The sequence below is a fragment of the Leptospira ainazelensis genome, assembly GCF_016918785.1.
GTDB classification, from domain to species: Bacteria; Spirochaetota; Leptospiria; order Leptospirales; family Leptospiraceae; genus Leptospira; species Leptospira ainazelensis.
Genome location: NZ_JAFFPT010000025.1, coordinates 100,935 through 116,071, shown reverse-complemented (window position 1 = coordinate 116,071; position 15,137 = coordinate 100,935). Strand labels below are relative to the sequence as shown.

At 42.2% G+C, this 15,137-nt stretch carries 10 protein-coding genes; 3 read left to right on the top strand and 7 right to left on the bottom strand.

What is annotated here, in order from left to right; all coding sequences use genetic code 11:
• The 3 genes from pheT to JWG44_RS06685 all read right to left on the bottom strand — a co-directional run bounded on the left by pheT (position 1) and on the right by JWG44_RS06685 (position 6,042).
• A complete protein-coding gene (gene pheT / locus JWG44_RS06695; RefSeq protein ID WP_205274185.1) occupies positions 1 to 2,409 on the bottom strand; it encodes a phenylalanine--tRNA ligase subunit beta in 2,409 nt (802 codons plus the stop codon).
• Positions 2,410 to 2,487: 78 nt separating this feature from the next.
• On the bottom strand, positions 2,488 to 5,328 hold the full coding sequence (locus tag JWG44_RS06690; protein ID WP_205274184.1) for a DEAD/DEAH box helicase: 2,841 nt from the start codon (positions 5,326 to 5,328) through the stop codon (positions 2,488 to 2,490).
• Entirely contained in the window at positions 5,329 to 6,042 is a 714-nt protein-coding gene (locus tag JWG44_RS06685) for a 7-carboxy-7-deazaguanine synthase QueE (RefSeq protein ID WP_205274183.1), read from the bottom strand.
• A 342-nt stretch (positions 6,043 to 6,384) separates the two neighbouring features.
• On the opposite strand from JWG44_RS06685, the gene JWG44_RS06680 reads away from it, so the two are divergent.
• Positions 6,385 to 7,287 (top strand): lysophospholipid acyltransferase family protein, encoded by a 903-nt coding sequence (locus JWG44_RS06680; protein ID WP_205274182.1) that lies wholly within the window; start codon positions 6,385 to 6,387, stop codon positions 7,285 to 7,287.
• 63 nt (positions 7,288 to 7,350) lie between these two features.
• On the opposite strand, the gene JWG44_RS06675 is transcribed toward JWG44_RS06680, so the two are convergent.
• Positions 7,351 to 7,887 (bottom strand): inorganic diphosphatase, encoded by a 537-nt coding sequence (locus JWG44_RS06675; protein WP_205274181.1) that lies wholly within the window; start codon positions 7,885 to 7,887, stop codon positions 7,351 to 7,353.
• Between the two features lie 278 nt (positions 7,888 to 8,165).
• Here JWG44_RS06675 and JWG44_RS06670 point away from each other — a divergent pair, with 278 nt between their 5' ends.
• Positions 8,166 to 9,482 carry a DUF1554 domain-containing protein gene (locus JWG44_RS06670; protein WP_205274180.1) on the top strand — a complete coding sequence of 439 codons (1,317 nt, stop codon included), beginning with the start codon at positions 8,166 to 8,168 and terminating at the stop codon, positions 9,480 to 9,482.
• 32 nt (positions 9,483 to 9,514) lie between these two features.
• On the opposite strand, the gene JWG44_RS06665 is transcribed toward JWG44_RS06670, so the two are convergent.
• A complete protein-coding gene (locus JWG44_RS06665) occupies positions 9,515 to 10,846 on the bottom strand; it encodes an MFS transporter (RefSeq protein WP_205274179.1) in 1,332 nt (443 codons plus the stop codon).
• Between the two features lie 347 nt (positions 10,847 to 11,193).
• On the opposite strand from JWG44_RS06665, the gene JWG44_RS06660 reads away from it, so the two are divergent.
• Entirely contained in the window at positions 11,194 to 12,993 is a 1,800-nt protein-coding gene (locus JWG44_RS06660) for a hybrid sensor histidine kinase/response regulator (protein WP_205274178.1), read from the top strand.
• Positions 12,994 to 13,033: 40 nt separating this feature from the next.
• On the opposite strand, the gene JWG44_RS06655 is transcribed toward JWG44_RS06660, so the two are convergent.
• Positions 13,034 to 14,227: a molybdopterin molybdotransferase MoeA gene (locus tag JWG44_RS06655; RefSeq protein ID WP_205274177.1), complete on the bottom strand. Its 1,194-nt coding sequence runs from the start codon at positions 14,225 to 14,227 to the stop codon at positions 13,034 to 13,036.
• Entirely contained in the window at positions 14,224 to 15,132 is a 909-nt protein-coding gene (moaCB, locus tag JWG44_RS06650; protein WP_205274176.1) for a bifunctional molybdenum cofactor biosynthesis protein MoaC/MoaB, read from the bottom strand. The genes JWG44_RS06655 and moaCB overlap by 4 nt, the downstream gene beginning before the upstream one ends.
• Positions 15,133 to 15,137 lie beyond the last annotated feature (5 nt).

Below are 15,137 nucleotides of genomic sequence, written 5' to 3'. Positions count from 1 at the left end.
TTATCTCAGCGCGAAGCCGTTCTTACCGGCGAGGTCCACGAGTTGATCGGAAATTTCTTTGATTCTTTCCTGCGTAAAAGTCCTTTCGTAGTTCACCAATTTGAAACGATAACTGACCGATCTTTTTCCCTCGGGAATGTTTCCTCCGGAGAATTGAGAATAGACCCAACCGTCCTTTAGTTCCGGAATACTTTCCTTTTTGACGAGATCGGTAAATCGATTCGTATTCTCCTTTTCTCCGATCAGAATCGAAAGATCGATTTCGGCTTCCGGAAATTGAGAAGGAGGAACAAACCTTGAAACTTTCCGATTTGTATTCCAGATTTCTACGATCGAAGAGAAATCGAAGGAACCGTAGATGACCCTTTTTTTGAGTTCGAAAGAATCCAAAACCGCCGGATGAACATAACCTAAAACTCCGATCTGACGCGAATCGACGACCAAGGATAAACTCGCTCCCGGATGATAAAAGGATTCCTGTTTGATTTCCCAAGAATATTCAAAAATTCGAATGGACTCAAGAAGAGATTCGATTTGTTTTCTTACGTTTAGAAAATCCTCTTCGAGAAGTTTTAAATCGGATTCCGAATTTTTTCTGTCATAAGAAACCGCATATGCAAAGAATTTCTTTTCGTTATTCGGTTCCGGCAAATTAAAATAAGCCCTTCCGAATTCGAATAATTTGATCTCGGAAAAACGATCCTGATTGGTTCTTACGTTTCTCAAAAGAGAAGGAAGCATAGAATTTCTTAAAACGGCTTGTTCTTCCGGCATCTCGTTCTTGATTTTCACCGAAAGTTTCGGATCTCCGTCGAACGTATTGTCTTTTAAAGATTGAAAAGAATAATTGTAAACTTCGTGAAACCCGAGACTTCCCGAAAAGAATGTTTTGAGTTTTCTTTCCAATTCGCGACTCAGATTTCGAACGGGGGTTTTTACTTCCGCCAAAACCGGAGCTACTTCGATCGTATCGTAACCGCGGGTTCTTCCGATTTCTTCCACAAGATCTTCCGGAATCGTAACGTCGTAGTTGTGCCGAAATTTGGGAACCAGAACTTCCAGGTGTTCTCCTTTCCAGGAAACCGTAAAGTGAAGTCGTTCCAAAATATCAGTAACGTCACCCTTCGATAAACTCACTCCCAACTTCGAATTGATAAAATGAATGTCCGTATGAATGTGAACTTCTTTATGAGGAGTATGTAAGAATCCGACCGGCTCCGAGGCTTTGAGCTCGGAACAGCCGTTTTCTTTTAAAAGATTGAGCGCTCTTCGAATCACGGGAAGGGTCGTGGTAGCTTCCAAACCTTTCTCGTATCGTACGGAAGAATCGGACCGAATCCCTGTTAGGCGGATCGATTTGCGAACACGTTCCCTTGCAAAGACCGCGGACTCCATTACGATTTCGGTCGAACCGTTCTGAACCGCAGATTCTTTTCCGCCCATTACGCCGGCGATCGCAACCGGTTTTCCCTGGTTTCTAATGAGAAGAATTTCGTCTTCCAGTGAAGGAGAACTTTCGTCCAACAACGCAAAACTTTCCCCTTTTTTCGCAAACGAGACTTCGAGGGAAATCCCACCTTGCCCTTCCAAAAACTTCTTATCGAAAAAATGAGTCGGCTGTCCCATCTCAAGCATTACGTAATTGGAAATATCGACGACATTATTAATCACTCGAATTCCGCATTTTTGTAATCTCGCCTGAAATTTTCTTTTGGAAGGAAAAATCGAAATGCCCTGAATAGAAGAAGCATAGTAAGAATGTGCATTCTGATTTTCTAATACTTTTGGAAGAGGAATGTTGAGGTCGAAATTCCAAAGCGATTCAAAAGGGTTGAATCGGATCGGAAGTTTAAGTTGGGACGCGAGTTCTCTCGCAAAACCGAAATGATTCCAAAGATCCGGTCTATGGGTTATCGATTTATTATCTACGTCGAATATGATATCATCGTAATGTAGTAAAGTTCGGATCGACTTTCCGATTTCCGCACCTTCTACTTCGTTTAGAATCCAAACCCCGGCGCTTTCTTCCGCAAGAGACAATTCTTTTTCGGAACAGAGCATCCCTGAACTTTTGACTCCTCTGAGTTCGGATTCAATAATTTCCTTATCTCCCAATTTCGCTCCGGGAATGGCAAGTGGAACCAAATCCCCGACTTTTACATTGGTGGCGCCGGTGACGATCTGCGATTTCGTGGAGCCGTTCGTAACCTGCACGATTTGGAGTTTGTCTGCGGATGGATGTTTTTCGAGAGATTCTATTCTTACGATCTTTATGAAATCCAACTCGGGACGGAAGGGATCAGCGCCGTCGATTTCACAAACCGAGATCGCGATTTTTTTCAAGATCGCGTCAAGACCGACCTCCTTCAAAGGTGCAAAGTCATTCATCCAGTCTAAGGAAAGTTTCACGTCGTCAGGCTCCGTTCCAATTGTTAAGGTCCAGAAACCTCGACCAAAATCGGATGTCGAGCAGGAAAAGGGTCGGCTTTAATTCGGTAAATATACCTGGAAGAGTTGAAAGCGGTGTTGAATCGTCTTTCCGTTTCTGACCTTGCGAAGTTCACGATCGAAATCTTCTTTTACCTTCTGAATCTCGTTTCGGGTCCGGTTCATCGCCGATTTCTTTTCGGGTTTTCCCTCCCATTTAAAAGCGGCTTCCTGACGCATCAGTTTTTCTTCGAGTTGTCGAAGCGTATTCTGATTGCTCGTCCGAATTTTAAATTCTTCTTTTTGAAAAAGATCGAGGGTTTGATCTCCCAGTTGTTTTTTACGCGATTCTACGATTTCATCCAAAGCCAAATAAGTTCGGATTAAATTTTCTTCGAAACGAGAGGGAAGCTCCGCATCCGGCTCGCGAGTTTTAGAATTAGAATCGGAATCTCTGAGTTCTTCCGGCAATTCCTGAATTTGTTTGATACTACCGCTCTGGCGATTGCATTCGAAATAAAATAACTCGGTTCGATTGAGAGTAAATTGAAAATCCACCAGAAAAACATAATATTCTTTTTTCGAAATGGAATGAAACGAAATCCCCCATCCCTTTTGATTTTGGATCAAATGAGAAACGGCCTTGTCCACGAGCGGATGTCCGAACGCCAAAAATTCCAAACTGTCGTTTTGAAGCGCAAGTTCAGAATCGAAGGTTCCGAACTTTCCTTTGTAAAGCGCCGATTCGATCTCGTAAACCTGAGGTTTCTTTTTGACGAGTTTAAAACCCGCCTCATCCGGAAACGTCCGCGTAAATCTGGATACGAATTCTTCCAAGTGCGTATTGTTGAACGAACGCTCTTCGAGCGTATGACTGTAATAATCCAAAAGGTTAAAATCGATCATCTTCGGAGTGACGAGATCGCTTAACTTTTCAAAACCTTTTTTTGCGATCTTGATTCTGTTGTCGATCTCGTCTTCCATCTCGACTTTGGATTTATTTCCTGTGACGAATTTCATAAAGGAAGAATTAAAATCCAACTCGTCCTCGATCGCGCCGAGAAGTTCATCGGAGGAACCGATCGATTCTTCGAAAAGACGAATTTTGTTCGTGAGAACTTCGAGAATTCGTTCGGCAACCGTGTCCTTACTCGCAAAGTTAAAGATGAATACGTTGTCCTTTTGACCGAATCTGTGAATCCTTCCGATTCTCTGTTCTATTTTAAGAGGGCTCCAAGGAAGATCGTAATTGAAAAGCACGTTTGCAAACTGAAGATTTCTTCCTTCGCCTCCGGCTTCGGTACAGATAAGAATTTCGGTTTTCGTCTTAAATTCTACGATCGCTCTTTCTTTTGCATCGGCGCTCAAGGAACCGTGAAACAGAGTCACTTGAAATTCCGCGAGGACGGACGCCAAAAAATCCTGAGTCGTTCGAAACTGAGTAAAGATGATAAACTTAGGATGACCTTCCTTTTGCAACTTCAGAATCGTTTCTTTGAGTTTGATCGACTTCTTATCTTCTTTGATTTTTTTCCCAAGAAGAATCAATCGATTGAGAGAAAGAAGTTCTCTTCTTAAACTCTGAAGATCGAGTTGAACCGATTCGTCCAAACCGGAAACAAATTCTTCCACGTTTTCGGTTTCGTCCAAATCCCATTCTTCCAGCTTGGATTCCATTTGTTTAATATGATGAAATCGATTTTCCAAAAGAAACTTTCTTTTTGTGAGCGCTGACAAAAGCGCAAACACGGAAGAATCCAGAAGTTTCTGAAAAACGATCATTACAAAACCGATCGCGCGGTTTTGAGTTCTCATAGCGAGATTGTATTCTCTACGGACGTAATTCGTAGTCTCTTCGTAAAATTCTCTTTCCACTGGTGAAAGTTCTATTCTTACCGTTTTCGCGAATCGTTTGGTAAAACCGCCGACTTCCACCTTTCTTCTTCTCAAAAGTACCTTGGAAATTTTCTCTTTGAGATCGGTTTTATTACCAAGTATATAATCATTTACGAATGTATGATACGGTCCTAAAATATTCGGATCGATCAGATGCATCAGATAATAGAGTTCTTCCAATTTTCCGCGAAACGGAGTCGCCGTTAAAAGAAGAAGGCATTCGCATTTTTTGGAAATTTTTTCGGCGAATAAATAAGCCCTTGTGATCTTATGATAGTCTCTTCGAAGTCGATGCGCCTCGTCAAAGATGACGATATCCCATTTCGTTTTTAGAATCTCTTCCGCGTATTTCGGATTTTTGATAAAATCCACGGAAGTGATGACGTGCTGAAAATTCTTCCAATTCTTATCGCCTTCCGTATGAAAATTCTTTCGCTTAACAATTTCAAAATCTTCGTTGAACTTGTTCTTCAACTCCTGTTGCCACTGAACCAAAAGCGGAGAAGGTGCGACGATCAGAACTTTTTTATAACCCCTTCGAAAGATCAATTCCTTCATCACAAGAGCGGCTTCGATCGTTTTCCCCAAACCGACTTCGTCAGCCAAAATGAATCGAGGACGAAGGCTGTTGACGACGATATAAGTCGATTCGATCTGATGCGGGAGAAGTCTTGTTCTCGAATTGGAAAGCGCAGAGAGTTTATCGAAGGCGTGCGTAAGTTTGAGTTCGTACGCGGTCAGAGAAAGATCCATCAGACTCGGTTGTTCCCCGACGTTTCTGAGAGGGGATGGATATCCCGGAAGAATTCTTAGATGCGGAGAATTTTCGGAGACCGTTTTTTTCGTAGAGGCGGAAACGAACTCGATCGTGACCTTTCCTTCTTCCGAAGAGACGATCTTTCCGATTCCCAACTCGGGCGAGTTTGTGAGAAAACAAAAATCTCCTCTGTACCCGGAACGTTGTTTGGATTCGAAATCGAGGCTGAGTTGTAAGGTTTCTTCCAACTAAACTCCCCTTTGATCGCCCCAAATGTATTTATGGGTTTGCAGAGAAAGACGAAGACCGGAACCAAGTGAAGACTTGATCCATTCTGAAAGAACTTCGGGAGATAACTCTCCTTGTACTGGAGAAACCAAAAGATTCCCGAATAAACGAAACTCTTGAATCACTTCGACACATCTGTCAAAATCCATTCTATCTCGAATCACAAACTTAATTTCATCCAAATCGTTTTTTCTATCTTTATATATTTCTAAATTTTTCAAAAGCATCCGATCTTCCATACCGGAACCGGGAAGTTTATAGTCCAAGGTAAATACGAATGAATCCAATCCTTCAATGGATTCGGCTCCGTTTGTTTCCACTCTTGGTCTGGGATAAGAACCCGATTGATTTCGTGTTCTAAAAATTGCGTTTCCGAATGCGACGCTGAAATCGCGGTTTCTTCCTTCTAAGGGCTCTCCGCCGGTAAGGAGAATCTGCGTATCCACCGGACTCAGTTCTCGAATTTGTTTCAGAACTTGTTCCAGATCCAACTCTTCGCCTGCATTCGGAGAAAGGGCATAAGGAGTATCACACCATAATTTTCTTCCCGCTGCCATTCCGCATCGCAAAGAACATCCCGCCATTCGAACAAAGACGGTCGGTAATCCCGTTGAAATTCCTTCTCCCGAAAGAGAAAGATAGATTTCGTGTACGGAGGTTTTCAGGTTGTCCATGGGTTCTTATGAGTACAAGATTTTTCTTTTTGTAAGCTTTGTGTTCACAAAAAAATTGGAAAGGCTAATTCCAGAATTTCCAACCTACCCTTTGCGGTCAACTCTCGGAGCTTCCATTTGGACAAAGTGGATTTTTTTCGAATTCAAAACTTCGTGTTGACAAAAAGAATATTTCAAATTGAAAAAAGAAGCAAGATTCTTATAAGAGATTTTAAAGAAAACGTTGTTTTATTTTTCTTAGTTTGAATTCTCAATGAAGTCAAAAAAAGAGCTAGTTCTTTTGCTTGTCAATCCGGGCCGAAATCGGTCCCTTTGTAATTAAAAACAATTAACGGGGCGCCCTTGATTCGTTACATTCCTTCATTCCTCTTTGTTTATCTATTCTATCTTCCCTTTCGCATTTTACCGTATCGTCTTTGTTTATTGTTCGGAAGATTTTTGGTCATTCTTCTTTATCCTTTAGCCAGAAAGCACAGAAAAATCGCCTACGAAAATATATCTTACGCATTTCCTGAGTATACCGAGGCCCAAAAGAAAGAACTCGTCTGGAAGAGTATTCTCCATATCGGAAACTTAGTCGCAGGAACTCTTTATGCACCAAGGCTCAATCAAAAATGGATGGATCGTTATCTTGTATATGATAAAGAATCTTTAGAGATCGAAAGAAAGACAAAGGAAGAAGGAATCGGAGTCGTTCTTATTTCCGGACATTTTGGAACCTGGGAAATTCTCGTTCAGTTTATGGGAATCCGGATGAAAGGAGCAGGGATTTATAAGAAAGTTAGAAATCCTTACGTGGATAGATTGATTTATAAACTTAGAACTAAGAACGGAATCAAACTCGTTTCTACGGAAGAATCCAGCCAAGTCGCAAAGATGCTCAAACAAGGTTATTGGATGGGATTCGGTTCCGATCAGAACGCGGGAAAGGTTGGGATCTTTGTAAACTTCTTCAATCGTCCTGCTTCCACGTATCAAGGTCCGGCGCTGATGGCGTATCTTACAGGCGCAAAAATGTTGCTCTATTCGGTTCTCTGCGGAGAAAAAGGAAAGGTGATCGTTCGGATCAAAGACTTGGGTTTTGTCGACAAGAAGGCCTTTGCAGATCGTGAAACCGCAATCCGGCATTACACGGAGGTTTGGACAAAGGCATTAGAAGAAGAAGTAAAACTTTTTCCGGAACAATATTTTTGGGTTCACAGAAGATGGAGAACCAAACCGGGAGATTTTCCCGGTCAAGTTTGAAAAAAGTAGAATGATCTTTAGTCCGGATTTTCTTCCAAAACGTATTTGAAAAAAATCCAAATCTTATTTTTTTGGAAATGTTTTCTTATAGAGTTCTAAAGAATCTAAAACGATTTGTCTTGCGAGTTTTGCGTTTTGGAATTCTTCGATAACAACCGTCTTCTTCTCGAGCTTTTTATAATCTTCAAAAAAGTGTTTTAATTCGAGAGTAAAATGCGGCGGAAGTTCGGAGATATCGTTGATATGATTCACTGACATATCATTGGCTGCGACCGCGATGATCTTGTCGTCTTCTTCTCCCGAATCCAACATCCTCATCACTCCGATGACTTTCGATTTTACCAAACAAAGAGGTTCGAGTTCTACTTGAGAAAGAACCAAAATATCCAGAGGGTCGTGATCCCCACAATACGATTGAGGAATAAATCCGTAATTCGCCGGATAATAAAAAGAAGAATACAAAACCCGATCTAATTTTAGAATCCCGTATTCCTTATCTACCTCGTATTTTGCTCTGCTACCGCGTTTGATTTCAATAATTCCATTCACAAATTCCGGAATGTCTTCTCCCGGAGAAATATCATGCCAAGGGTGTACCATAACAGAACGCTATTTCACGGTTTTGAGGAAGGCAAGTGTAAAATTCTCAAGACCTTGTTACGATTTTCCAAAATAGAGAATCCAAGAACTTAAAAGAGGCCATCCACTTCAAAGAGGGCGAAAAATTCTGCATTTTTCAAATCCAGAGGAAAGAGAGAAGGGATTCCGTGTGAGAGCGCAAATTCCCATAAAAATAAAATGGTAATTTTTTCTTATAAAAAAGGATTTTTTGGTAAATAAATTTTCTCTCAAGAGTTATCTTGAATGAGGCCAATTTTATGCGAAAACTTACCCTTCTTACGATCATTTTTTTGGCATTTCTGGTTCAATGCGCTGAAGCCGATAAGATGCAATTCGATGCTTCGAAGGGTTTAGGATCCGTTTTACAAGTGGCCGCGACGGAGGTAGTAAACGCCCCGGTAAGTTCACAGCAGAGTTCGGGCGCCGGCGGTTCCGCAGGAACCTCGACAAACCCAACGTTCACTTTTGGAGGAAATGTTTCCGGCCTCGTAAGCGGAAGCCTTACCTTAACGAATGGAAGCGATACTGTTACCATTCTTTCTTCCTCCCCGGGAATCTCCGGAGGAGCCGGAGCCTATCAATTCTCCTCCTCTCTAAATGGTGGAGCTTCTTATAACGTTTCCATTACAGGATTTCCGAACGATCTCTCCTGCAATCTTTACAACAATATCGGTACGGTTTCGGCGAATGTGGTTGATATCGACGTCTACTGTTATTCCGTCATTATCACCTCCACTCTTACCGTGGTCGAAGGTACGACCAACGCTTCCACTAACTTTACGCTGAAACTTTCTCATCCTCCCGCTGCAAATCCGTCGAGCACCGTAACCGTTGCTTATCCGAATTTCCCCTCGAATTTGAGTCTAAATGCCGCTTTTCCGACTTTATTGGGGACAACGACCGTAAATCGAATCGTAAGCGGGACGAATGAAACGGGAACTCCCGATTTTACCGACGAAAGCGAGGTCATAACCGCGAGGGTTTCTCAGTCGATTGGAAGCGCGACTAACGTATCAACGACGTCCAGCGTGACAATTTCGGACAATGATAAAAGAATGTATATGGTAAACGCAGGAAACGGTGGTACTGGAAATCTCGGAGGAAAATCGGGAGCCGATACCCTCTGCACCAATAATAAACCCGGAGGCCTTTCCGGAACGGTTATCGCGTTGTTGGGAACTACCACGAGAAAACCTCTTCCCACACCGACTAGCGACTGGCCTCTCAAACCTCTTCATACTTATTATAGAACCGACAATACAACAATTATTGCCTCGTCTAACAGCGCTTCGATTCTTCCAATCTCATGGACAAACAAAGTGAGTGCGAACGCCGGAGTAACTTCTTCGTTCGCTTGTCCGATGGGTAGCACCGCCTGCGGTTACGCGACCGGTTTTGATAATACTTGGGCTCTCCTCTCTTCGCAAAACTGCTCCAATTGGACGAGCTCTAGTAGTTTGGCTGAAGGAATGACGGGCTGGGCGGGAAGCGTCAATTCGGCTGCAATCGATTACTTCGCTTCAAGCTGTGATTCATTGGGATCTTCTGCGAACGTACTTTGTGTCGAACAGTGATCTTCTACCTTAAACGATCCCGTAGAAATTTCTTAAGCTTTCGGCTTCCAACTCCAGGTAATCGCCAGAAGGGCAAGTGCAATCAAAGTCGATCCGATAACCAAGTATAAGGATTGTTCCCAGTGAAATCCTTGTTGTTTACTCATCCATCCCACCCCCTTGGAAAGAAACGTCCTACCAAGATATCCGAATAATCCGATAAAACCCGCAGCAGCTCCGACCGCTTTTTTTGAAGTAAAATCGAGACCGGCAACTCCTAGGAGCATAACGGGGGGATAAATAAAAAAGCCGACAATTCCGAATAACGTTAAATCCAACCAGAGATGTCCTGGAGGAGTAAAGAGCAATCCGGTCAAAGCAAAGAGGATTGGGACCATACAAAAAAAGCTGACCATTCCTCTTTTACCTCCGAGTTTATCCGATCCCCAACCGACAAGTAAAGTGGATCCGATTCCCGCAAATTCGTAAATAAGAGTACTTACGCCCCCTTTTTCCAACGTCGCCCCCTTTGCGAATTTGAGATAGGTTGGTCCGATATCGGTGAGACTGTAACGAACAACGTAAACGAAAAAATTAGCGAAAGCAAAGGTCCATATATAATAATTTTTGAATATAGATTGAACGAAAATTTCCTTAAAAGTAAGCTCTCGTTCCTGATCTGCGACTGGGATTCTTAATTCCTTTTCGGGATCTTCTTGGAATTCTTCGATAGACGGAAGACCCACCGACTGCGGAGTGTCCACTAAACGAAAAAGAAGATAAATTGCAGTGACAATTGCCATCAAAGCCGGAATATAAAATGCGTTTCTCCATCCCCACCAAGAAGCGCTGTACGCCGCGACCACTCCGACTAAACCGCCTCCAACGTTATGTGCAATATTCCAAATCGCAAACTTGGATCCTCTTTCCGTTACGCCAAACCAATGCCCGAGCGATCTTCCGCAGGGAGGCCAGCCCATTCCTTGAACAAATCCATTCAGTGTCCAAAGATAAAAGTGAGTTTCGTAATCGCTCGACGCGCCGAAAAATAAATTGCAGACTGCGGTTAAAATCAAACCCAGAGGCATAAAAAATCGTGGATTACTGCGGTCCGATAGCGCGCCCATGATAAACTTTCCGATTCCGTAAGTAATCGCAGTCACGGCGAGAATATTAGTAATTTGTTCCTGACTATAATGAAGCGCCTCCCCCATTTCCTTGGATACAACCGGAAAATTATTCCGGACCAAATAGAAAACGGCATAACCGATAAATGTAGCTTCTAAGATTCTCCAGCGAAAAAGCGGATACTTTTTTTCAATCGTTTCGGGAGATAAAAGGGGTTTTGTTTTTGCAGGTAGAATCCAGCGAAATAGAGAAATCATTAGGCCACGATCTTAGAAAACCGAGAGCGCATTACAAGATCATTTTCGATCCGATACGAAAGCTCGGCTTAGAAGGATTAAATAATTTTTTTCCTTCGGCTCTTTTTATCCCGCATCCTCAAAAAAAAGGGAAAAGTATCCCGGTCTCGCGCTTCGACAACAAAAATCTTTACGGTTCTTTGAATCCAGGGACTACGTACAAAGGGTTATTCGACCCAGGAGCTTTTCATTTTAGAATTCGTAAAGTCGATAAAAGACTTCCCTGAAATCTCAAAAATAAAATCGTCGAAATTAAATTAAGATTCCCGTTTCCACAAGAAATCGTATCGTTTTATAACTAACCATTTATGATTAAATTTTCCTCGATATCTGCGCCTGCGAGAGTTTCTCTTTTTTATCTCATACTTGCATCTGCCTGGATTTTTTTTTCCGATCAATTCATCAGTTTGCTTTCATTCGATCCTTTTATTCTTACCACTTTACAAACATACAAAGGTTGGGGATTTGTCGGAATTACGACCTTACTCTTATTGATCATTCTCAATCGTTATTTTCTTCTTCTCAAAAAAGAATCCGATGAACAAAAACTCGCGGAGACCGCCCTAATCGAATCCGAGCGAAGATTTCGTGTAACCTTAGAAAATATCAATCTGATCGGTTTGGGTTTGGATTCGGAAGGTATGATCACTTTTTGTAACGAATATCTTCTGAATCTTACCGGTTGGAAACGAGAAGAAATTATCGGAAACAATTGGTTCGATTACTTTCTGCTTCCCGAAGAACGAGAACAAGTTCTCTCCATTTTCAAAGAAGCAATTCGAACAAACACGCTCCCGCTTCATTATGAAAATTATCTACGAACCAGAAGCGGTGAGAAAAAATTAATCCAGTGGGACAACACAATTCTTCAAGATAGTAACAATCATATCATAGGAACTATCAGCATCGGGACCGACATTACGGATCGTAAAAGAGCGGAGTCGGATCGACTCGAACTCGAAAGACGTTTGTTACACGCTCAAAAATTAGAAAGTCTCGGAGTTTTAGCCGGTGGAATCGCGCACGATTTTAATAATCTTTTAGGAGGAATTTTCGGTTACATAGATCTTGCCCGCGAAAAAGCCGCGGCCGGTGAATCGAATGTCAGATATCTGGACAAAGCGATCACCGTTTTTAATAGAGCAAAGGATTTAACCCAACAGCTACTCACGTTTGCAAAAGGAGGAAAACCGATTCGTAAAACGGGATCGTTAGCTCCGATCCTAAATGACTGTGTATTGTTTTCTTTGAGCGGTTCAAACGTGTCCTGTCACTTTGAAATCGAAGAAAACATCGGGCTTTGCGACTTTGACGAAAATCAAATCCATCAGGTTGTTGAAAACATAATCATCAACTCGATTCAATCGATGCCGCTCGGCGGTACAATTTTGGTTTCAGCGAAAAATACGTATCTCGGCAAATACAATTCGGTTCGTTTGAATGAAGGAAATTACATCCAGATTTCGGTTCAAGATAGTGGAATCGGAATTCCAAAAGATCTACTTCCCCGCATTTTCGAACCTTTCTTTACGACAAAACAAAGAGGAACCGGTTTAGGATTGGCGACTTCTTATTCCATCGTTCAGAAACACGACGGAGGAATCGAAGTTAAATCGGAGTTAGGCGTTGGAAGTACGTTCCATATTTATTTACCCGTTTCTCAGAACGAAATAAAATCGGTTTCCCCAAAGGAAACAAATCAGCATAAGGGACTTGGAAAAGTTCTCATTATGGACGATGAGGATTTTATCATCGAAATTTTTTCGGATATGTTGGAAAAGATGGGATATCAGACGACCTCCGCAAAAAACGGAACCGAAGCGATTCAACTCTTTCAAGAGGCGAAAAGTTCCGCCAAACCTTTCGATATTCTTATTTTCGATCTTACGATTCCCGGTGGAATGGGTGGTGAAAAGGCGATTTCAGAAATTCGAAAAATAGATCCTAAAGTAATCGCAATCGCGTCGAGCGGTTATTCGGAAGATCCCGTCATTTCTTCCCCGAAAGAATACGGTTTTTCAGCAAGTCTACGCAAACCCTTTCGAAAGAACGATCTCGCCGAACTCCTAGAAAAACTTCTTAGCGGCAAAACTACTTATACGTTTTAATTTATAAACGCAGAATAAATTCATAATTTAAAACCGATTCTTACCAAGGATAAAAATCCAAAACGTCTCCTTCCGAAATTTCCGATCGTTCACCCGGATGTAAAGCGATTCCGTCCGAGAACAACCCGGCGCGAATATCTCCGCTTCCGTTAAACGACTTCGCGCAGAGTCCGGTTTTTTCTTTCGTTTCCAAAAACACGGGAAAATATTCCGGTAAAACATTCTTCTTTTTTCTTTTTCCATAAAAAGAATATCTCAACGGTTTAGCGATCTGCATTCCTAAATAAGAGCGAATGTAAGGATCTAAAAATATTCTCGCACAGACCTGAACGCTAAAAGGATTTCCCGGGAGACCGAATACGGCTGTCTTTCCTTTTTTTCCAAACCAAATCGGCTTACCCGGTTTTAGTGAGACCTTGTGAAATATTTTTTTTACTCCGAGTTTTTCTAAAATGGGAGGAATCAAATCCATACTCCCCATAGAAACACCTCCGGATAACAAAAGAATATCCGACTCCAATCCCTGCTTGAGAGCTTCCTCAATTTTCGTTTCTTCATCCGGAACTAAAACGATTGATTTCGGGTGTATTTTGTAACGATTCAAAATGGCGATCAAAGAATAAGAATTAGAATCTCGGATCTGATAAGGAAGCGGCGCCGATCCCACGGGAATCACTTCGTTTCCCGTGGATATGATGGAAATAGTCGGCAACGAATATACCGAAACCGCTTCGATCCCGAGAGAAGCCAACAAGGAAATTTCGGAAATTCCGACTTTGGCTCCCGAACCGATCACGAGTTCTCCCGTTTTTAGATCCTCTCCTCGCAGAGATATATTCATAAATTGGAATATATTGTCCGAATTAAATTTTACTTGTGTGATCGAATTCTCATCGGTTAACTCTTGACTATCCTCGACTTTGATCACTGCGTCCAAACCTTCGGGTACAGAAGCGCCGGTCATAATTTTAACGATTTCCTCGTCCGGATCCAAAGCGGATTCCATACCCGCAAAAATTTCTTTTTTACAACGATAAATCTTGGAAGAGTCATAATCCTCGCTTTTGATCGCATAACCGTCCATCGTAGAACGGTGAAAAGGCGGGTAGTCCCGATCGGCGTAAACGTTATCTGCGAGAATTCTTCCCAACGTTTCTTTGAGAGGTACGGACTCCGGTTTTGTTACGGAAACTTCGGAAAGAATTTTAGAAAGCGCTTCCTCGATCGAAATCAATGACCTTCTCCTCTCATCATTTTCTTCGCGTGAAAAATCGCAGGAAAGATCGCCTTTAAACTTTCTCTCGCCCCGTTAGAACTTCCAGGTAAACAAACTACCAGAGTTTTTTTGATCCTTCCGGCTAAAGAACGGGAAAGCATTGCGTAAGGAGTTCTATCTTGTCCAAAAGAACGCATCGTCTCGGCGATCCCTGGAATTTCCTGATCGAGAAGATCTCGAACCGTGTCCGTCGTATTGTCCCTTGGACCCAAACCGGTTCCTCCGCTCGTTACGATCAAGTCGACGCCCGCAATAACCCAGTCTTCGATCTTTTTACGAATTTCTTCCGGTTCGTCGGGAACAATTGCATATTCGTGAATTAGAACATTTGAATCTTTTAATATACTTTCGATGACCTTTCCCGAACTATCCTCTCTTTTACCCGCAAACGTAGAATCCGAACAAACCAAAATGGCGGCTTTAGAACCTTCGGCAAACTTTGAGAATTGAGTTTCGCTCTTACCGCCTTTTTTTTCCAAAAGTCGAATGGAAGATATTTCCAATTGTTTGTCGATCGGTTTGAGAAGATCATAGATCGTCAGCGCCGCCAAACTGAGTCCCGTTAGAACTTCCATTTCGATTCCCGTCTTACCGATCGACTTCGCAGTCGCGGTAATCTTCACTCCTCTTTCTACGAGTTCGAATGAAAGATCAAAAAAATCGATATTCACAGGATGACAATGGGGAATAAGATCGGATGTTTTTTTAGAAGCAAGAAGGCCGCTCGCTTTTGCAACTCCGAAAAGATCCCCTTTAGGAAGAGTATTCTCTCGAATTCTTTTTAACGTTTCAGGAGTACAGTATACAAACCCCTCGGCCAACGCGGAACGGAGGCTCGTTCTTTTTTCGGTGATGTCGATCATTCTTT

What these genes read in the sequence shown, in the direction of transcription:
- moaCB (WP_205274176.1), bottom strand. Translation starts at nt 15,132, where the DNA reads ATGATCGACATCACCGAAAAAAGAACGAGCCTCCGTTCCGCGTTGGCC.
- JWG44_RS06670 (WP_205274180.1), top strand. Translation starts at nt 8,166, where the DNA reads ATGCGAAAACTTACCCTTCTTACGATCATTTTTTTGGCATTTCTGGTT.
- JWG44_RS06665 (WP_205274179.1), bottom strand. Translation starts at nt 10,846, where the DNA reads ATGATTTCTCTATTTCGCTGGATTCTACCTGCAAAAACAAAACCCCTT.
- JWG44_RS06675 (WP_205274181.1), bottom strand. Translation starts at nt 7,887, where the DNA reads ATGGTACACCCTTGGCATGATATTTCTCCGGGAGAAGACATTCCGGAA.
- JWG44_RS06660 (WP_205274178.1), top strand. Translation starts at nt 11,194, where the DNA reads ATGATTAAATTTTCCTCGATATCTGCGCCTGCGAGAGTTTCTCTTTTT.
- JWG44_RS06685 (WP_205274183.1), bottom strand. Translation starts at nt 6,042, where the DNA reads ATGGACAACCTGAAAACCTCCGTACACGAAATCTATCTTTCTCTTTCG.